18 protein-coding genes are annotated in these 19,639 nt (G+C 50.6%); 6 read left to right on the top strand and 12 right to left on the bottom strand.

Annotated features, from left to right (window positions below):
* Positions 1-12 precede the first annotated feature (12 nt).
* Positions 13-1,602, bottom strand: coding sequence for a PucR family transcriptional regulator (locus DVH26_RS09115; RefSeq protein WP_239633384.1), 1,590 nt, complete (start codon positions 1,600-1,602; stop codon positions 13-15).
* A gap of 319 nt (positions 1,603-1,921) precedes the next feature.
* Between DVH26_RS09115 and DVH26_RS09110 the strand changes: the two genes are divergently transcribed.
* Together DVH26_RS09110 and ytvI are read left to right on the top strand one after the other, a co-directional pair.
* A complete protein-coding gene (locus DVH26_RS09110; protein WP_239633383.1) occupies positions 1,922-2,290 on the top strand; it encodes a winged helix-turn-helix transcriptional regulator in 369 nt (122 codons plus the stop codon).
* Between the two features lie 29 nt (positions 2,291-2,319).
* Positions 2,320-3,408 (top strand): sporulation integral membrane protein YtvI, encoded by a 1,089-nt coding sequence (gene ytvI, locus DVH26_RS09105; RefSeq protein ID WP_239633382.1) that lies wholly within the window; start codon positions 2,320-2,322, stop codon positions 3,406-3,408.
* Between the two features lie 139 nt (positions 3,409-3,547).
* On the opposite strand, the gene DVH26_RS09100 is transcribed toward ytvI, so the two are convergent.
* The 6 genes from DVH26_RS09100 to DVH26_RS09075 all read right to left on the bottom strand — a co-directional run bounded on the left by DVH26_RS09100 (position 3,548) and on the right by DVH26_RS09075 (position 9,103).
* Positions 3,548-3,784: a hypothetical protein gene (locus tag DVH26_RS09100; RefSeq protein ID WP_239633381.1), complete on the bottom strand. Its 237-nt coding sequence runs from the start codon at positions 3,782-3,784 to the stop codon at positions 3,548-3,550.
* Between the two features lie 119 nt (positions 3,785-3,903).
* Positions 3,904-4,806 carry a M14 family metallopeptidase gene (locus DVH26_RS09095; protein WP_239633380.1) on the bottom strand — a complete coding sequence of 301 codons (903 nt, stop codon included), beginning with the start codon at positions 4,804-4,806 and terminating at the stop codon, positions 3,904-3,906.
* A 185-nt stretch (positions 4,807-4,991) separates the two neighbouring features.
* Complete coding sequence (gene racE / locus DVH26_RS09090; RefSeq protein ID WP_239633379.1) at positions 4,992-5,801, bottom strand: glutamate racemase; 810 nt, start codon at positions 5,799-5,801, stop codon at positions 4,992-4,994.
* A gap of 157 nt (positions 5,802-5,958) precedes the next feature.
* Complete coding sequence (locus DVH26_RS09085; RefSeq protein ID WP_239633378.1) at positions 5,959-7,017, bottom strand: delta-lactam-biosynthetic de-N-acetylase; 1,059 nt, start codon at positions 7,015-7,017, stop codon at positions 5,959-5,961.
* Between the two features lie 236 nt (positions 7,018-7,253).
* Positions 7,254-8,552 (bottom strand): alpha-glucosidase/alpha-galactosidase, encoded by a 1,299-nt coding sequence (melA, locus tag DVH26_RS09080; protein ID WP_239633377.1) that lies wholly within the window; start codon positions 8,550-8,552, stop codon positions 7,254-7,256.
* A gap of 119 nt (positions 8,553-8,671) precedes the next feature.
* Positions 8,672-9,103: a disulfide oxidoreductase gene (locus tag DVH26_RS09075; protein ID WP_239633376.1), complete on the bottom strand. Its 432-nt coding sequence runs from the start codon at positions 9,101-9,103 to the stop codon at positions 8,672-8,674.
* An 85-nt stretch (positions 9,104-9,188) separates the two neighbouring features.
* Here DVH26_RS09075 and DVH26_RS09070 point away from each other — a divergent pair, with 85 nt between their 5' ends.
* Positions 9,189-10,049 (top strand): AraC family transcriptional regulator, encoded by an 861-nt coding sequence (locus tag DVH26_RS09070; RefSeq protein WP_239633375.1) that lies wholly within the window; start codon positions 9,189-9,191, stop codon positions 10,047-10,049.
* 152 nt (positions 10,050-10,201) lie between these two features.
* On the opposite strand, the gene DVH26_RS09065 is transcribed toward DVH26_RS09070, so the two are convergent.
* The 3 genes from DVH26_RS09065 to DVH26_RS09055 form a co-directional block, all read right to left on the bottom strand.
* Positions 10,202-11,533 carry a glucose 1-dehydrogenase gene (locus DVH26_RS09065; RefSeq protein WP_239633374.1) on the bottom strand — a complete coding sequence of 444 codons (1,332 nt, stop codon included), beginning with the start codon at positions 11,531-11,533 and terminating at the stop codon, positions 10,202-10,204.
* Positions 11,530-13,569, bottom strand: coding sequence for a glycoside hydrolase family 15 protein (locus tag DVH26_RS09060; protein WP_239633373.1), 2,040 nt, complete (start codon positions 13,567-13,569; stop codon positions 11,530-11,532). Before DVH26_RS09060 ends, DVH26_RS09065 begins: the two co-directional genes overlap by 4 nt.
* A gap of 181 nt (positions 13,570-13,750) precedes the next feature.
* Positions 13,751-14,188 carry a hypothetical protein gene (locus tag DVH26_RS09055; RefSeq protein ID WP_239633372.1) on the bottom strand — a complete coding sequence of 146 codons (438 nt, stop codon included), beginning with the start codon at positions 14,186-14,188 and terminating at the stop codon, positions 13,751-13,753.
* Positions 14,189-14,372: 184 nt separating this feature from the next.
* Between DVH26_RS09055 and DVH26_RS09050 the strand changes: the two genes are divergently transcribed.
* The 3 genes from DVH26_RS09050 to DVH26_RS09040 all read left to right on the top strand — a co-directional run bounded on the left by DVH26_RS09050 (position 14,373) and on the right by DVH26_RS09040 (position 18,468).
* Entirely contained in the window at positions 14,373-15,035 is a 663-nt protein-coding gene (locus DVH26_RS09050) for a helix-turn-helix domain-containing protein (RefSeq protein ID WP_239633371.1), read from the top strand.
* A gap of 386 nt (positions 15,036-15,421) precedes the next feature.
* Positions 15,422-17,233 carry a putative bifunctional diguanylate cyclase/phosphodiesterase gene (locus tag DVH26_RS09045; RefSeq protein WP_239633370.1) on the top strand — a complete coding sequence of 604 codons (1,812 nt, stop codon included), beginning with the start codon at positions 15,422-15,424 and terminating at the stop codon, positions 17,231-17,233.
* Positions 17,234-17,322: 89 nt separating this feature from the next.
* On the top strand, positions 17,323-18,468 hold the full coding sequence (locus DVH26_RS09040) for a phosphodiester glycosidase family protein (protein WP_239633369.1): 1,146 nt from the start codon (positions 17,323-17,325) through the stop codon (positions 18,466-18,468).
* Between the two features lie 217 nt (positions 18,469-18,685).
* Here DVH26_RS09040 and DVH26_RS09035 read toward each other — a convergent pair whose 3' ends face one another.
* Together DVH26_RS09035 and DVH26_RS09030 are read right to left on the bottom strand one after the other, a co-directional pair.
* Positions 18,686-19,057 (bottom strand): YtxH domain-containing protein, encoded by a 372-nt coding sequence (locus DVH26_RS09035; RefSeq protein ID WP_239633368.1) that lies wholly within the window; start codon positions 19,055-19,057, stop codon positions 18,686-18,688.
* A complete protein-coding gene (locus tag DVH26_RS09030; protein WP_239635322.1) occupies positions 19,050-19,532 on the bottom strand; it encodes a DUF948 domain-containing protein in 483 nt (160 codons plus the stop codon). Before DVH26_RS09030 ends, DVH26_RS09035 begins: the two co-directional genes overlap by 8 nt.
* Positions 19,533-19,639 lie beyond the last annotated feature (107 nt).

The following is a 19,639-nucleotide window of genomic DNA, read 5'->3' as shown; positions in this document are numbered from 1 at the left end:
GCAGCAATTCAGCTAGACAACCTTCAGCATTTGTCTGAAAACGAACACCAACTTTAATCTGAGCAAATCATTGACATTTTTAAAATCCACCTCAAGAATTTCACCGATCTTCTCCAAACGATATGCTGCTGTATTGCGATGAATGAACAATTGCTTGGCCGTTTCGTTGATTTGCCCGTCGTTTTCAATGAACGCCTCGAGGGTACGCAGCATTTCCTGAGAATAGTCAGGATCCTTACTCAAAAGCGCATCCAGCACCTCTTCGCAGAAGGTGGCCATGCTTTCCCTGGGCAAATGTTGGAACAAGTAAGAAAACTCCACCGTCTCGAACTGAACCACCATATCCTTCAACCCCAGCTTCTCGGCAAGGCCGAACACCCCCGCGCACTCCCCGTAGGCTTCCTGCAGAGATTCAGGCCGCTTCTTCTTGTTGCTGACGCACACTCTAACTCCGCGCCACTCTCTTGAAGTGTCAGCGGCACCGTTCATACACGCAGTCAATATCGCAGACAGCTTCCCGTGACCCGGAAACGAGTCTGCAGGATAGAGCGAGAACATCCCTTCCTCCAAATGAAAATGGAGCACCTGCAGCCCTTTGAGCTCCGGGTGGCATTGCAGCTCTTCCCGTATGCTCCTGAGCAGCCTCTCGCGTCCCCCTTCTCCCTTCAACGGGCCCACAGCCGTCAGTACGCATTGATAAGGTCCACGAAGCAAAGGTATGCCCAGCCTTTCCGCACCGTCCATCAGCGTTTTAAGCGTCCCATCCCCCTTCAAATAGCGGGACATGAGCGTTCCCAAGTCATTTTGAATCGTATTTTCCGTATACTCTTTATAGATGAAGCTTATATGGTAGGAGATGATTTCCGCAGCCTGCAGGAACAACCCCTCCTCCACTTTCATCAGCTGGTCTTCCATCGTATAAAACATCGCATAACCGACACACTCATCCTTCTCTGTCAGCGGTACCCGGAAGCAGCGTCCGTCCTCCGTGTAAATCCATTTGCCGGCGTCCTTCCACGGCCAGCCTCTAGTCAACCGAGCTTCTGCGAGCGGAGTGGCATTGAACAAAACATGGCCGCGATAGTTGACCACCGCAATCGAATAACCGATAATACCCATGATTGTATGAAAAAAATCGCTGATATGATCCGATTTGAGCGCGAACCGCATCAGCTTCTTTTGTTTATCGAGAACGGAATGGAGCACCCTTGTATTCCGCTGCATTTCCGCCTGGAACAGACCGTTCATCTGGTCGGAGAACGTAAATTGAAACGGGAGCTCGATGAGCGGGAAGGCAAGCCGGTCCGCCTCCTCCAGGATCGCCTCGGGAACCTCGGTCCAGAATCTGCCCAGCTTAATACCAAGGCCTGCCGAGCCCCTTTGATCCAGCTTGCGCAGCAGCTGCACGGCATCCGCGGGACGATCCTTCATCAAGTAGGCGGTTGTAAACAGCATTTCGCCATCCTTGATCCAATCGGTTATGTCCGGAGCATCCATCACATTGACGGATTTCACTATTCTCGATGTCCCTGATCGGCCTGCAATCAGCTTCCCTTCCGATAACGGAAAGATTGACAGCGCCTGTTCCACCGTCAGATGCATACCTAACCCTCCTTCTCGATAGATAATGAAGCAGTCTCCTACGAACCGGCCAACAGAACGTTTGTTAATTATATGTTATATTAAATAACATTATAATCACCGAAATACGAAAAAACAACTAGTTGGTGTTACATAATATTACATTAAGTAAAAAGGGATACGATTATTTTTCAGAGTATCTCTTTTGCACACGTGTTCAGCTTGCTATTTTGCGATTTCTTCTTTACTATGGAAACTAGTGAGACATTGTGCTCCTTATTATTGCTTCGATACCTACTTACCTGCGAGTAATCAACTATCTGGGAAAGGATGAGATTCCATGTCCAAGCTGGAAAGCGAACAAAGCTCCGCCATCGTTCAAGCTAGCAACTACATCCCGAAGCAGCCTACGCATATTGAATGCTCCATCGAGAAAACATTGGACGCCATAGGAGGCAAATGGTCGTTTCTCGTGCTTCGCGAGCTGTTCGGCGGAACCAAACGTTTCGGCGAGCTGCAGAAGCGCATCAAATCCATCAGCCCGAAGTCGTTAACCGAAACGCTGCGTCATCTGGAAGAACAAGGTGTACTTGAACGCACCGCATATCCCACCGTGCCCGTCACCGTAGAATACACCTTAACGCCTAAGGGGCAGGACCTTCATCAAATATTGAAAGCAATGAAGCTTTGGGCCGCCAAATGGTCCTAGCTATATCCCCTTGTTGACGAGGTGTACGCATGATAGCGTTTTACAGGAAATATTGGAGAACCGTGTTTGATATCGCATTACTGCTTCTAACCGTTTACTTATTCATGCTGCTGTTCAGCTATTTATACCGGATCGCTACCCCGATCTTTCTCGCATTTGTCATCTACTTGATTATCGAGCCTTTGGCCCGCTTCCTGCATCGAAAGGGATTAGGCAAGAGCATCGCTTCCGCCATATCCACCTTCTTGTTTATTCTGGTTATCCTCGGCGCCATCACGGGCATCGGAGTCATATTTACGAGCCAAATCCTTAATCTTAAAGACAAGCTGCCTGAATATTCGGCGATTTTACAAAATCAGATCGTTCTCAAAACACAATTTCTGCATGACCGGCTCGTTACTATGCCTTCGATTCCGAGCGATATCGCTCAGAAAATAACAGAGTATTCCACAGAAATCACGCAAAAATTAACGGCTCTGGCCGGGCAATTTTTGACCGGAACGTTTACGATGCTGACGAGCTTCTCGACGTTTGTCGTCAACTTCGTTATCGCCATTATTTTGGCGTACTTTTTAAGCATTGAGATTGAGTCTTGGAAAAGATTGGCGAAGAATAAAACGCCGAAGACGTTCAAAGCGGCCTTTTACTTTTTGAGGGATAACGTTTTGAAGGGGATCGTCGGATACCTGAAATCTCAGGCCAAGCTGATTACTTTGACCTTTATTGTCGTCTTCATCTCGCTTGTAATTTTAGGCGTGAAAAATTCGTTCTCGATAGCGCTTCTCTCCGCCGTATTCGACGTTCTGCCGCTGTTGGGCGTATCCACCCTGTTCATACCGTGGATTGTCTACTTATTCGTCGTCGGGCAAACGGTGCTGGCGGTATGGCTCACCATTCTTCTGGTCGTCGTCATTTTGGTCCGTCAAATCATGGAGCCCAAAATTACCGGAGATTCGCTCGGAGTGTCGGCGTTTACGATGCTATCCTTCATGATCATCTCGCTTTCGTTGTTCGGTGTCGCGGGCTTGATCCTGTCTCCCGTCCTTATCATTACTATCAAGGCTCTCTACGAGCAAGGCTACCTTCAGCGCTGGATTCGTTGGCCGGAAGGTGAATAACGGCATGGTATCATGGGGTAAACCGCAGCAACGGAACAAATCCCCCAAAAGTGAAGATCATGCTTCGAAGCTTTGCACCGCATCATTTCCTAAATAACAAAAAATCGGGGTTTCGAACTTAGGTTCGAAGCCCCGATTGTCAGTTGGATAAATATTTGCGTTCGGCCCGGTCGGTGAAGAAATTCATTAAAAACAAGGTTACCGCGATATCGTCAACCGGCAGAAACGGCATAAGATCCGGCATAATCCAGTAGACGAGTACCGGCACCGCGAACAGCAGCTTTTCCGTCAGAGGCACTCTGGGAGAAGCCAGCAGCGGACCGATCCGGCGAAACACGTGACCCCAGTAACGGAATGAAATAAGTCGCTTCCACATACGAAATCCCTCCCTGGTTGTTGGCTTCATCGCCGCATCATTTCCATAATGAAAGCAAGTCTTCTCCTCTAGTATAGCGAATTTCCGCCAAAAAGAAAAAGAGGCCGCCGGACGGCCCCTCATACTACTAAAGCTTCTAACATTAGTCCTGCGACATCTTCGTAAATCGACGGGAACTGGTCAATAGGCAGCGGATTGACTCCGAACCCCGCTTCTATTGTAAATCCCGGCTTTCGAAACTCTTGAATGAACCAGTCTTTATAGCCTGCATCGCTGTCCGTCAGCTTCACGGGCAAGTACCGGCTGACCGCACCAAACCGGTTGGCCATCGTTTCGGCTTCGGCCGGCTCCATATCCCGGTAATTCCAGTAAATTTCTTTTCCCTGTGTATGAAAAGCCATCACAAGCCGAAACGGGTGACGCCGCGTAAACTCCGCCATCGCCCGGGCTTCAGGCTCGCAAAGAGGCGACTCGCCTGTATAATCGCGAGGTCCTGGACCCGGCACTTCTCTTCGTTCCTTCTCCGTTTCCCAATGAGCCGGAAACTGGTCGTTTAAATCAACGCCGCGGAGGTTCGCTTTCCATCCTGAGAAATCATGAGAGCCTGAATTCCACTCCAGCAGCTGTGTGTATTGCGGATGGTCCTGCCCGATTCCTTCAAGCCCCTTAAGCGCGAGCTCTACTCCATCGGGATTGACCATAGGGACTATCCAGAGCGAGGTTTGCCTGAACCGTTCGTTCATATCGCAGCCTCGAAGCAGAGTACCGGCTGCATAAGCATCCGCATAGTCCTCCACAAATTTCATCAGCAAAAGCGATGTAATCCACTCATTGGCATGGAAGGCGCCGTTGAAATGGATGTGGTGCTCGCCCGTCCCCAGACGTACTACCGGAATCCTGCGTCCCATGACGCTCGTTCCAATGGTATCCGTTCGTATAAACGGGTACTTCTCCTCCAGCCGGGCGATATGGGCTAGTAGCTCAGAGTATCCGTAATTCTCATTTCCGCGGACTATCGTCAATGTCGTCCCTCCTTTTGGCAAAAACTCCTTTATCCCCTATTCTCCTCTTAGGAAGAGGCTAACTAATTATGTATACGCAATAAGACGTGATTCATTCCTTGGCAATGCAATCACTAGATGAGTACGGCAAATAATAAAACAGACGTCCGGATACGATACCCGGGCCGCCTGCCGTTGGTTTTGGTTTAAATAATATGAGGGACCTGCCATACTACGGGCGTTACCCTAATTTGCTCATTAAGCCAAGATTGCGCAATATGCCTGAACATAACAGGGTCCCCGCTGCAAAGAAATTGATGGACGGGCAAGAAATTCGATGTCGCTAACATCCCTTTATGGTACAGGATCGTGCTAATCTCCCTCGCCGTCTCGTCAGCCGAGCTGATCAGCGTTACACCAGGTCCCATGACATCCGAAATCATGTCAGCCAAGAATGGATAATGGGTGCACCCAAGGATCAAGCAATCCATAGGCTGCTGTTTTAATCTTTGCAATGATTGCTCGACAATCGTTCTTGTCTGAGCGGTGTGAAACTGCCCTTTCTCCACGAGTGGAGCAAGCAAAGGACAAGCTTCGCTGTATACTTGAATGTTCGGAGCTATTTGCCGCAAAGCGTGCTCGTAAGCGCCGCTCTTGATCGTGCCTTCCGTTCCGATGACACCGATGCTTCCGCTCCGCGTCGTCTTGATAGCCGCACGGGCACCCGGATGAATAACGCCGACTACAGGAATGGATAAGCGTGCACGAATCTCATCCAGAGCGACAGCCGTTGCTGTGTTGCAGGCGATAACAACCATTTTGGGTTGGAACTGCAATAAATAATCTACGATTTGATGCGTATATTGAACTACTTCATGGGAGGGTCTCGGGCCGTAGGGAGCTCGGGCCGTATCGCCAAAATAAATGATTTTCTCTTGCGGGAGCTGGCGCATGATTTCTTTGACTACAGTCAGGCCGCCGACTCCTGAATCCAGTATGGCTATCGCTTGCTGCACAAGTTCTCGCTTCCTTTGACTGTGAATTGATGAAACGCTGCATGCCTCTAATAGATTATGATGGTAGAAGCTGAAAGGTACCAGCGAACAACAGCGTCATTACATCATAACAGAAGCGACGGCATGTTTCCAACCTTTGAACCCAAAGGAAATGCTGTTATTTCGCTGACGGCTTTATATCAGATAAAAGTGCAAATTCATAGCCCGCTTCCCGGACCCCTTTAATAATGCGATCCAACGCTTCAATATTTTCCTCAGACCCCTGATGCATCAAAATAATGTTGCCGTCATGCAAATTGTTCATAATGTCGTTATACGGATCGTCCGCTCCGTTCTTGCGAGGCTCCCAGTCCCTCATGGCAGTCGACCAAAAGACGGATGTATATCCCATCTCCGAGACCATTTGGAGCAGATGCATATTGTAGCTTCCATAAGGAAAGCGGAAATACGGCTGAATCTCTTTGCCCGTTACTTCCTTGTACAATTTCTCGTAATCGTGAATTTCCTTCTTCACCTGCTCATCGGTCTGCTTATTCATGTCCGTATGCGTCATCGTGTGATTAGCAACCAAATGGCCGTCCTCCACCAGCTGCCTGACGAAATCCGGCGCTTTCTTCACATTGTATCCCGCGATGAAAAAGTTCGCCTTCGCATGGTTATCCCGCAAAGACTTCAACAGCAAATCCGTATCTCCCAATGGACCGCCCGTATCGATCGTCAAATAAACTTTCTTGCCCGTGCCGACATACAGCGCCTTCATATCTTTCGTAAATGATTTCGTTTCATTAGGAAAATTGGGCACCTGTCCCTTCGGCTTCTTCATATAGTACCAGGACAAGGCTTTTCGATCGGCTGCTGCCGGTTTTCCTCCCGACCCGTAAGTAGATGAGGTTGCCGTAGCCGCAGGAGGCGGTGTACTTTCCTTGCTCTCCTTGCTTTTGTCGGGTGCCGCAGCTCCTTCTCCCGATTCCGGCTGACCGGCAGGAACCTTATCCTCCTCGGGCTTCCCCGGTACGACAGCCGACGTTGAAGAACCCGGTCCATTAGCCGGAGCGGGATCCATCGGCGGCTTCGTCGGCTTGGCTGTGTCGTCCCCTACACGCGTCTCCACAGCGGACGTCTGCTTGCTCTGTTGTGAGGCGGAATCGGAGCAGGCTTGCATCAGCAGAGCCATACTGAGGATAAAAGCATAAAGGCCCGTATTTCTCGTTGTCATGCATCGCGTCCCCTTTTAACTGGAATGTTTGTTGCAGCTTGTCCACGACAAGAAACCAAAATACGAATTTACGTTCGTATATATTTTACCAAATGAAGCATGATGTGGCAATGGAAGCTGTCTGATATCATCGGGCAATCCGTGCGGACCGCGGTTCCTTTACAAACACCCCAATCATGACGCTGCAAACTAAAAAACTCCCCCGGCCGCAGACCGGAGGAGTGTTGCGCTAGAGATTAAACAAACTTAGGCAGCCAGTTGCCATGCGCTTCGATCAAATCGTCGCACATTGCTACGATATCATCCATCGAAAGCTCTGCCGCCGTATGAGGATCCAGCATAGCCGCATGATAAATGTGCTCTTTTTTGCCGGTGACGGCCGCTTCAAGCGTCAACAGCTGCGTGTTGATGTTCGTGCGGTTCAATGCCGCAAGCTGCGGAGGAAGATCTCCGACATAAGTAGGCGTTACGCCGTCAGCATCGACCAAGCAGGATACTTCGACGCAAGCTTCTTTCGGCAAGTTGGTGATCAAGCCGGTATTCATGACGTTGCCGCCGATTTTGAACGGAACGTTCGTTTCCATTGCATCGAACATGTAGGAAGCATACTCTTTGGAGCGTTTGTGCTCCAGGTTCTTGTTATTAACCAGCTCTTCGCGCATCGTCGTCCATTTCTCGATTTGGCGAACGCAGCGGCGAGGATACTCATCGAGCGGAATGTTGAAGCGCTCGATAAGCTCCGGATAATTGCGCTTGATGAAGTACGGATGGTACTCCGCATTGTGCTCCGAGGACTCGGTTACATAGTAGCCGAAGCGGAACATCAGCTCGTAACGAACCATATCCTTGTGCAGCTCCTGCTGCTTCTCGCGAGCGCGGCGCTTGATTTCAGGGTACAAGTCGACGCCGTCCTTCGTCACTTCAAGCAGCCATGCCATATGGTTGATCCCTGCGATTTTCCAATGCACGCCTGTGGAATCCAGGTCGAGGTTTTTGAACAGGTGGGATACGCAGCCTTGAACGCTGTGGCAGAGCCCGACGGTTTTCACGCCGCCATAAGTGTTCATTGCGTTAGTCAGAACCGCCATAGGGTTCGTATAGTTCAGGAACCAAGCGTCCGGACAAACCTCCTGGATGTCTTTGGCGAAATCCAGCATGACCGGAATGGTACGCAGGTTCCGGAAAATACCGCCGATACCGACCGTGTCGGCAATCGTTTGGCGCAAGCCGTACTTTTTAGGGATTTCGAAGTCGGTGATCGTACAAGGATCGTAGCCGCCGACCTGGATCGCATTACAAATGTATTTCGCTCCGCGAAGCGCTTCTTTGCGGTCGGTATACGCTTTCACCACGCAAGTGCTGCCGAGGGTCTGCTTCAAGTTGTTCAGCATGTTCTCGGAATCTTTCAGACGAACCGGATCAATGTCGAACAACGCCAGCTCGAAGCCTTGAAGCGAATCGACCATCATGCAATCGCCAAGAACGTTTTTGGCAAATACCGTACTACCTGCACCCAAAAAAGTGATTTTAGACATGTTTGCCTCCCATATCCATTAAGGTTTTATAATTCATACCTTGACTATACTCGCTGCCGCCGGGAATGCATATGGAGACAAACCACTTCAATATGGATTATTGTAGTTCATTCTTCGAATTAGCGCTTGCGCTCGGCCAAAGCTAGCAAAATATGTATAATAGTTATGAGAGTGAACGCCACGAACGCCAAAAACGGGATCGTAATAAACCCGAGCCAGTCGATATAATCGACGTCGCACGGAACGGGACCGCAAGCCGTCGCGCCGTCCTTGAACCAGGAAGTCTTTTGCATCAAGTAATGATAGAGCGAAACTCCCATTCCCCACACACTGAGAGGCAGCACATAGAGGTACTGCTTCGTATCCTTGCGAACCGCCGCAATGCCGAGTATAATCACCAGTGGATACATCAAAATTCGTTGATACCAGCATAGCTTACATGGAAGAAAGCGCATTATTTCCGAGAAGTACAAGCTTCCGAGCGTAGCGACTAGCGCAACAACCCATGACAGATGTAGTGCGTTTTCTTTAATAAACCGATTCCATTTCATGCAGCAGCTCTCCTCTTTCATACCCGTTATTTATAACCGGATTTTTGCTAACGTTATCATATCAAATTATGCCGAGGTGTTCCATATGAAGGAATCCTACCATTCCGTAGCGTTCAACCCGCATCCCGGAAAAGGAGAATTAGCCGTGCTCTTCAGCGGGCAAGCGCAAACCAAGCCGCAGCATCGCGTCGGTCCGCAGGTGCTGGACTATTATTTGGTTCATTATGTAGTATCCGGACGCGGGACATTCCGTTGTATGGGAACCGATTATCATTTGGAGAAAGGCAGCAGCTTCTTCATCTTCCCCGGGGAATTGGTGAGCTATGCTTCGGACGAAACGGACCCTTGGTGCTACCGGTGGATCGGATTCAAAGGAAATCAAGTCGATCAATTGCTGAGCAGCATCGGCATTTCCCAGCACGAGCCCGTGTCATCGACCAAATCTCCACGCAAAATGTCCACCTTGTTTCACCAAGTGGAACAAACACTCCAAAAAAGATTATCACATTGCGATATGCAATCTCAGGGCTATATGCGGCTCATCATGGCGGAGTACGGGCAGGATGCCAGCCGCGATCCGATCGCGACGGAGGAAGCGTCGGGAATCCAACAGCAGGTGGAGCAGGCTATCCGTTGGCTGACGCTGCAATATCACCAGCCGATTTCCATCGAATCTATGGCGCACAGTCTCGGCTATCACAGAACGCATTTGTCCAAAATGTTCAAGCAGCATACCGGCATGGCGCCGATGAACTTCTTGCTGAAAATCCGCATGGAACGGGCCAAAATTTTGCTGCTCGAATCATTGACAATAGAGCAGGTAGCCTCTTCGGTCGGCTTCAGCGATCCTCTTTACTTCTCGAAGCAGTTTAAAAAATGGTACGGCCGCTCGCCGTCGGAATACCGGCTGGACCAGTCGACGAATCCTTATGATTGCAACCAATAAGCCAGAGAAGAAGTGAAATAAGTTCCAAGCCGGAAACAGGCCGCCCTTTCGGACCTTAGATTCATAAGGCCGCGACATAGTACACCCTCTAAATACGAAGAGCAAGACAAACTAAGCCCCGTGCCTAGAATGTCTTGCTCTTATTTTCTATGTTATACCGAGAAGCTGTACTGCACCTCTCGGCCGCGGCTATTGATCAGCTGAGGCCAGTCCTGCTGCGGCACAAGATCGACGACAGCCTTGATCCCGATGCGGGAGAAGTCGAGCCCCGGCACCTCATCCAAAGCAAGCCTGTCGGTCATCAACCGGCCGAGAAGACCGGGATACTTGTCCTCCATCTGCTGCAAGCGGTACAGGCCGGTCTCGAAATCCTTGCGCGCCGCGTTGACGGAGCCAAGCACGCACTTGTTCTCGAGCACAAGCTCCTGATTGATCGCGTCCGCCGATACCGTGAGGCTCCGCCCTCCCGGCGTGACGCCGAGGAGCGCGAGCACGCCGCCCGGCGCGAGCGCGGTCATTGCCTCGAATGCAAGCGGACTGTAGCCCGTGCATTCGTAGATCATGTCGGCGCGCTTGCCGCTCTGCTGCAGAAACCCGCTGAGCGTCTCAGCGGGGGCTGCACCATCGGCGCCTGCCGCGCCGGGAGCCCCTGCCTGCCGGTACTCGGCACCGCAGGCACGAACCAGCTCCGCCGCCGCGGAATCCGACGGCGACAAGGACCATACGACGGTGTCGAGTCCGAGACACCGCGAGGTGAAGGCCGCCAGCAGGCCGAGCGGCCCGGAGCCCAGCACCACCACCGTCTTCGGCTGCCAGACGAGACGCTGCTGAATGCGCTGGACCTGATCCCACACCTTCTCCACGATGCTTTGCGGCTCCGTGAGCACGCCGTAAGACAGGCAAGCAGCCGGGACCTTGACCAAATAGGCGGCGTCTTCGACGTAATATTCGGATAAGTAGCCGTGGCTGCCCTTGATGCCCCGCTCCACGTAATGGCCTGTCTCGCAAAAATCCGCCCGGCCGTTGCGGCAGTTGACGCAGTCCGGGTCGCTGCAAGGGCGCCGCACAAGCGCGCTTACGAGGTCGCCCGGCACAAGGCCGCTGCCGGCGTCGGCTTCCGCCACGACGCCAAGCGACTCATGACCGATGGTCAGCCCGTTGTCCCCCTCCGGGGGAACGCCGTACTTCTCGGTCATGAGCTCGCGGTCTGTGCCGTCGAGGCCGACGCACAGCACGCGTACCAGCACATCGCCCGGCACTCTCCGTTCCGGGCGCTCCACTTCGCTCAGCTCGAGGCGTACGCCCTCAGCTTCAGCTTGCTCCGGCGCGGCGTGCCCCAACGCGTCCCCAACGCGTCCGGAGCTTGCCGGCTGCACGGGCTTCCCTGGCCCCGAGGGGTGCCCTTTTTCCCCGGATACCTCAGCGCCTGCCCGCTGCCTCTCCCGGCTACCCAGCCCGTTCAAGCGAACCGTCTTCATCTTCATACGGTCGCCCCCGCAGTCTGCAGCAGCTTCGTATCCCTTACGTCTTCCCTGCCGCTTGTCTTATGCTGGAACTGCTTGAGCTTCGACATGTATTCCTGCACTACTTTGACAAAAGACGCATGAGACCATGTCAAAGGCGATACAGATAGCGGAGCGCCATTGAAAGGATGCACCTGCTCGGCCAAAATCCCCGTCGGCAATGCGTGCTTCATGGTCCAGCGGATCAGCTCCTCCGCTTCTTTCAGCTCCTGCTCGCTTTTGGCGGTGGCAATCACCCATTCCGCATACCATAACGTGCAGATGAACCACGGATTGCCGGGAACCTTGCCGATATCCTTGGTAACCTGATGGTAATAATCGTTGCTGTAACGGGCGATGCCTCCGACCTCCGTCTGCACCCACAGCTTGGAACGGATCTCCTTCATCGTCGCCGCAATTCTCGGATCGTCCGGAGCGAACAAGCCGAAATCGAACAACGCATACATGCTGGCGTCCAAGGTTAAATCCTGATCGTACGTATTTTTCTCCCGGTTCCAATACAGCGAGCGGACGAACCGTTTCTCCTGTTCCGAATACATATGCTTCTCCACCGCTTTTTTGATGCTGTCGGCGGCATCCCGGTAATAGATCATCCGCGCTTTATCATGAAAATATTCCGCCAATTTGCTTGCCGCAAGCAGCCCTGCATAGACGCTGGATACGGTAAAGGCGTGCACGCCGTACCGTTCCTCCCACAGGTCGTACGACGGAAGGGGCAGTCCGGAAGCGTCCTTGTAGCTCGCGAGGAATCCGGCCGCCGGGACGACGAACTGATCGTAATCCTCCCTTGCCGATTCGCCCGTTTTGGCCAATTGATGATGATGCCATAACGTATAGAGAACGAGTGCGGTTTCATCCTCTTGAATAGGCAGCTGCTTTTCTCCTGCGTCGTTAATCCATGGGTGCCAGCTCGATCCAGGGGAACCGTCCGGATTGTACTTGTGCAGCAGAAATCCTTCCGGTGTCAGAGCCCTTTTGCAAAATTGATAAAATTTGTTCGTAAGCGTCGAATACCCTGACCGGTCAAGGGCGTGGGCAATCAGCGCCCCGTCTCTCGGCCACATGTACGAATACGTATCTCTTGCAAATTTAAGAATGTCCGAATCGTTGGCCGCGACGATCGCGCCGCGGTTGTCCATGTTGGAGCGTACCACGAGCAAGCTTCTTTTATAGAAAGAAGCCATGTCCTCATCTAAAAGGCCTACATCATGACGGTCACGGGCCAGCCACTGCCGCCAATAGTCGTAAGTGCGCTGCAGGAGCTTCTGGGGAGCCGCTTCGCGCACCGCCTTCTCCATGTTCTGGACTTCCTTAAGACTTCTCGCGAAGCAGATCCAGAACCACGCTTCCGCCGTTCCGTTAGCGGGAAGCTTCAGCTCCAACTCGATCGTCCCGTCCACCGAGCCCTGGGCAATCGGGTTGCGCCCGAGTTGACCGTCCTGCGCATCTCTCCACGTTCCTTCGAGACCGTTCATTTCCTTCTGGCCGATGGCGAAGCTGGTGCACCCGAACTCCTTGCTGCCTGCAGGATGACATGAGAGCGACAAGTATCTGTGCCCCTTGTAAAACAGGAGCGACTTCAGATCCGGGTCATAATAAACCGTATCCCCGACCCCATTGCCGTTCAAATGCAAATCGAGATGAAAATACAGCTTGACCGTCCGTTCTACGTCCCTCAGGTTTTCCACCGACACCTTGCGGACGAATACGTTCTCCTGCACATCCACTCCATCTCTTAAGTGAAGCTTTAAGCCGAGACGCTCATGGACGCCTTCGAAATTCGTTATCATCGAATCGTTCAAATAGGAGCAGCTCTTTTTCATCTCCGGGTGGTCGATCCAGAAGAAATCTTCAGCCGTCCATACGCCAAAATGCGATAAATGGTCCGCAGCCTGATTCTCCTGTCCTACGAAAGGAAAATACATATCCCGCAAATTATAATTCGTATCAAAATTGACCAGTACATTCCCGTTGCCGAGCGGTAAATCGCGTGCCATCTGCAAAGCTCCTCCTTCCTTATCTCCCCATAATTTCCCCGAATCCAAGTACAAATTATGCAACATGCAGCCTTTACCGCAAGCCTCTATTTCATCGGTGAAGTACCCGGCTCCTCCCTGGTTCATTCAACAAAAAAAAAGCATGCGGACCAGCCCGCATACTTGAATTCAAAGCGTTTTGTTATTTACGTTTTCTTCCGTGCTTGACCAGCGTCATCCGCCGCGAATGTCTCAACCAGGAATAATAAGCTTTCAAATCCCTTAATTGAATATCCTCGGACACCCTGCCAAGAAACGTTACTACGATCATTTTATGTAAAGGATTGCCGGCGATATCCGTTTCATCCTTAATCGGCATGAATTCCGCGACCATAACCAGGTCTTCGTCGATTAAATAAACATCCTTCTCATTTTCATAATACGGGTGGACTCTTTCGTGCTTCAAGGCATCCCACAAAAAGGAGCAAATGTGCTCGATTCCTCCTTGATCGCTCTCGACACGTTCGGACCATCGGGACAGGGCATGGCTGGTAATGACGATATCCGCGATCTTGTATCCGTTAAAATCCACATAAAAAGGCTCGTACGTGCTCCAACGGTTCATGATCTTATCTCTCATTTCCATGGTCTCCCTTCATGATGTTACAAACTGTCCCTACCTAAATGTAGTATTTATACTACATTGCGTCAAGAATTACTTTATTTTATTAAATAAATTTTAGGTTCATGCCTCAAAAAGTACAAATATTTTACAATTGCTATTTATTTTCGCGACATCCTCATTTACAATGTTCTAAAGAGAGGTGATTACATTGGGACAAACCATCCCTGAATTCGGCAAATTTCTGGAAGGCTTGCGTGGAAATATGTCATTACGAGAGGCTGCTAAGAAAAGCGGCTTATCTCATGCCTATATTCGTGATTTGGAGCTAGAGAAAAACCGATCCACCAACGAGAAGATTACCCCGTCTCCCGACACGCTAAAAAAATTGTCCGCGGCCTACGGCTACCCGTATACCGAGTTGATGATAAAAGCAGGGCATTTAATGGAGAAAGATATCGCAACGACAACCTCCCCCAGCATCAAAATTGATTTGGCCCAAATTTACTATATTGAAGTCGGCAACAAGGAAGTCACCTATTATAATGAGCAGCTGAAAGGAAAACGGACCATTGATTCGCTTCGTGATTTCAGCGCATTTCTCGATATGCTGGACGAGCATCATTTCAAAAAGGTCGATGCGGATGTCTACGCAAACTTTCAATTGATCCGTAAGTACGACGACAAAACGGGAACCTTGCATTTCGATCCGCTCGGAATAGGCCTGTCCGTTACGATGTCTATGCTTCGTCAGCGCAAATATCACGACCTGATCCTTCGCACGATAGCGATGAACAACCAGACGAGCCTGGAATTTTCCTTCGGAAAATGCAGCAATGTGAATGCGTCGTTCATCAACGGCTAACCTGGCGAGTAATTATCATTCATTTCGATAGGAATCGTAATCTTTCTGAATTACTAACGCGCGTTAGGCAGCTTGATTGTATTGAATTTTACTATAAATATATCGATCCGTCACCGCAATTATGACTAAATCTATGATTTTATTTTATCAGTCTATCCGTGCTAGGTTAAGCGCGATAGGCTGATTTCTTTTGACGGCGGGAACTTCTTCCAATGTCTTCTTTCCTGTTCATTTTTATTGATTTACGTTGTCTTTCTATCGTATATTTAAATAGATTCACCGTTCCTACGTAATTTTTCTAATTACATAATGGAAGTTCATATATTGCCAGCAATAGGCTATCGTCACGGCAGCCTGAATCCTTCTCTTATCGGAGCTGAAGAAGTATGCAGAAAATTCCAGTGACGCGAGACGGCAAGAGAGGGTCGGAAGTCCTAATCATCGATGTGAGTCATGTAGTCAAAATAGACAAGCTTCGCGAACGCGAAATTGTTATTCACACCAAAGACCAGCAATACTATCTCGATGTTTCCTTCGATAACATGGAAGAATGGCTCTTTGAGGATGGTTTCCGGCTCTTGGACAACGCGAATCTCGTCAACATGAACCACATTGCGGATTACGACCAGAAGAAAGGCATCGTCTTTCTTGGCGAGAAAGACCGTAAGCATGCCATAACCGCTTCCGCCGCTCATATTCACAAAGACCACATACAAAATGTAATGCAGCTGATTCAATCTGCAGACCCCTCCGCCGCCGATCACAATCCCTCACACCATGAAGAACTGTTTGCCCGAATGATCAATGAGACACAAGATGATTCCTTGCTGCGTTCTTACGCTACCATTCATGCGATGAACGAGCGCAAGCGGGCTGAGGAACAAATTGTTCATATGGCTTACCACGATGCATTGACGAATCTGCCGAACCGTTTGTTTTTCGACGAGCGTCTTTCTTCTTGTCTGGAGGGTGCGAAGAGGACCGGGGAGAAGATGGCGATATTATTTTTTGATCTGGACCGCTTCAAGGTCATTAACGATACGCTCGGGCACCATGTCGGAGACCGGCTGCTGCAGGAATTTGCTCACAGGCTGCGCGTTTATGTCAAAGAATATGATGTCGTTGCCCGCTTTGGCGGAGACGAGTTCATGATCCTGCTCTCCCGATGCACTCATTCCGATGAGGCTGCGCAGTTTGCCAAGGGTATTTTTCAGCTGCTTAAAGAACCGTTCCATATCGAGACACATGAGCTGTTCGTCACCGCAAGCATCGGGATCAGCCTATTCCCCGACGATGGAACCGATACGGAAACCCTGCTCAAGAACGCCGATAACGCCATGTACCGCTCCAAAGAGAAAGGTGGGAATTCGTATCATTATTACCATCCGGATATGAACAAGCGCTCGCTCCACAAGCTGAATATGGAGATTCATCTTCGCAAAGCATTGGAACGCGACGAGCTCAGGATCGTCTATCAGCCGATAGTCGACCTGCAGAACGGGCACATCGGCGGGATGGAAGCTCTCGTCCGCTGGGAGCACCCCGAATGGGGCATGATTCCTCCATCCGAATTCATCCCGCTCGCCGAAGAAACCGGACTCATTATTCCGATCGGCAGCTGGATCTTGAAGCAAGCCTGTCTGCAAACCAAGCACTGGCTCGATCAGGGGTATCCCCCCCTCTGTGTCTCGGTCAACATATCCGCCATCCAGTTTCATCAGCGGCAGTTTATTCCGATTCTAGAGGAGGTTTTGGCGGAAACGGGGCTTTCCCCTTCGCTGCTCTGCCTTGAAATAACGGAGAATGTAGCGATGAACAACGTTCCGCTCATAGTCGAGACCATGCACAGGCTGAAGAAGCTGGGCGTCCGCATTTCTATTGACGATTTCGGCACCGGCTACTCTTCCTTAAGCTACTTGAAGCGCTTTCAGGTAAATACACTTAAGATCGATCAGTCGTTCATCCGCGACGTTACGACGGATGAGGACAATGCCGCTATTGTGACTGCACTCATAGCCATGTCGCAGCAATTGAAAATCAAAACGCTGGCCGAAGGGGTCGAGACGAAGGAGCAGCTGAACTTTTTGCTATCCCGGGGCTGCGACGAAATCCAGGGGTACATCTTCAGCAAACCGGTCGCTCCGGAGGAATTCGAGCTTATGGTGAAAGAAAATAAATCCATCTTTATTTCCAGGTAGAGGAAAAAGAAAACGACACAAACTGAAACTTTTTTCTCTTTTTCACGTTTATAAGTTGAATACTCCATTTTTTTGAAGGGAACGAAGATATGTCTGCCAATTTATCGAGCAGTCCGAAGACGCACACCACAGCGGCCGCAAGGAAGCTTCCTTCCTCCAAAAAGAAGAAAAAACGCTCCTCGGCCCTTGCGACATTATTTTTTTATACGGTCTTTGTCCTGCTATTGTTCGGAATGTTGTTCAGTCTATGGTTTTTCCTCACCCCGTCGGGAACGAATTTGCGCTTCTTGATGGCCGATACGCTGATTACGACGCAGCATCGCCATTGGGCAGCCTATTTGATCGGCAATGACGAACTGGAGAAGCGGGTCAACCGCTACTGGAAGCAATTCGATCTTTACACCGAAGTGAAAGAGAACAAAGATCTGGTACAGGTGAACAGTACGCCGGCCGTAGCGCAGGTCGTCCAAAAGCCGACCGTCGAGATCGAGCCTATCGAAGGGACGAATTTCAAAGGGAAGCTGCTCATCGTCAACGATCCGAAGAAGCTTCGAATCGCCGTTCCGGGAAAAGCCGGCAAAGGCGAAAAGGTATCGTCCATGGTGAAGCGCCTCGGTGCCGTTGCCGGCGTGAACGCAGGCGGCTTTGTCGATCCGGAGTGGAAAGGAAACGGCTTCCAGCCTACCGGCCTGGTCATGTCCGGCGGTAAAATCTTCTATAACGACGGCAGCATGAATACGCCGAACCATATTGTCGCCATAGACAAGGATGGCCGGCTCATTGCAGGGAAGTACAAGCCTTCCGAGCTGCTGCAGATGGGCGTACAGGAAGCGGTGACTTTCGCGCCGCGGTTCATCGTTAACGGAGTCGGACAAATCAAAAATGCCGCCGACGGCTGGGGGATAGCCCCTAGGACCTGCATAGCCCAGAAGGAAGACGGCACGATCCTATTCGCCATCATCGACGGCCGTCAGCCAGGACATAGTATCGGCGCGACCTTGTACGACATTCAGAAAATATTCCTTGAGCACGGCGCGATTACAGCTGCCAATCTGGATGGCGGCTCGTCCACGGTGCTCGTTCACAACAACGAGATCATTAACAAACCGTCTAGCGAATACGGGGAAAGATATTTGCCTACCGCCTGGCTCGTGTTCGAGCATCCGGAGCAAGCCGATATCCGCAACATATGGGAAGGGCTCGATCCGAGTAAAATCGATCCTTCCAAATGGTAAAAGAAACCATCCGAACATCGTGCTGCCGCACCTTCGACCGGATGGTTTTTTCGTTAACTGTGTATTTCGGTAAATCGATAAACGCATCAGTATTTTTCCTATCGGCGATAAAAGCTGCCTTACTTGCGAAGTGAGTTTTGCTCAAGCAAACTGAGAAAGAAAGGTCGCCGCTCATCCTCGTAATGTGCTCCGATAGGCACTTATCTCATTCGTAACGTTATTTATCGGATGGTTCGGATTGCTGATGATCCTGCTCGACAATCGTAGCCGCTACAGGAACTTCAGCAGCTTCATCAGCCTTTCCTTGCTTCCAGGCCAATGCTTTTTCTTTGACCTTACCGGCCCATTCGGTAGTTTGGCTGCCGATAATTTGAGTTTTCTCCGAAATCGTACCAGCCAGCTGCTTCGATTTATCGATTACGTTCTCAGCAACGTGCTGTGTTTTTTCCGAAATGGTTTGAACGCCTTCCGCCAAATCGCTTCTTAGCTCGCGTCCGGATTTAGGCGCAAGCAACAGCGCCGTTACCGCTCCGAGTACCGTACCGACGACTGCTCCGACCAACAAGTCTTTTCCTTTTTTTTCAGCCATTCTGATCCTCTCCTTTAAGCTCTTGATCATTCGTCCTGCTTTCGGGTTGTAAGTTTTTCTGAGCTTGCCACCGTTGCCACAGCTGAATTCCGGTTGTCGTCAGCTCTATCAGATCTTTTACCGTATCCTGCCGGCTATGTAGCGATTCCCGAGCCTCCAGAACGGTATCCGATAACGTGCGGGAGATCAGCTTCACCGAATGGGATAGCCTGTTGGCCGCATCCCCTGTTTGCTCCAATGCAGCTACGAACCCATCGGTTGCCTTCAATCTCCTCTGTACGTCCTCCAGCACTTCTCTGGAAACGCGGATCGTACGGAGCGATTCATCCGTTGTTTGCTCCAGCTTTTGCTGAATCTGACTTATGCTCTCTTGCGCTTGCTTCATCGTCCTGCGAGATTCCAGCAATACGAAGATCAATAAGCCGATCATCACGATGAAAGCAAAGGAAGCCAAGCTGACGCTGATTTGCCACATCACGCCTCGTCACCTCCCTCCAACCTCTCTAGACGAATGCCTATGGAATAGTACATTATAAGTAGCTGCCCCCCGTTTTGACACTGAAAATTTGAAAAAAACGCAAA

It is taken from the genome of Paenibacillus sp. H1-7 (assembly GCF_022354825.1).
Taxonomy (GTDB): Bacteria; Bacillota; Bacilli; order Paenibacillales; family NBRC-103111; genus Paenibacillus_S.
The sequence above is the reverse complement of the archived record's forward strand: the minus strand, read 5'-3'. Positions and strand labels throughout refer to the sequence as shown.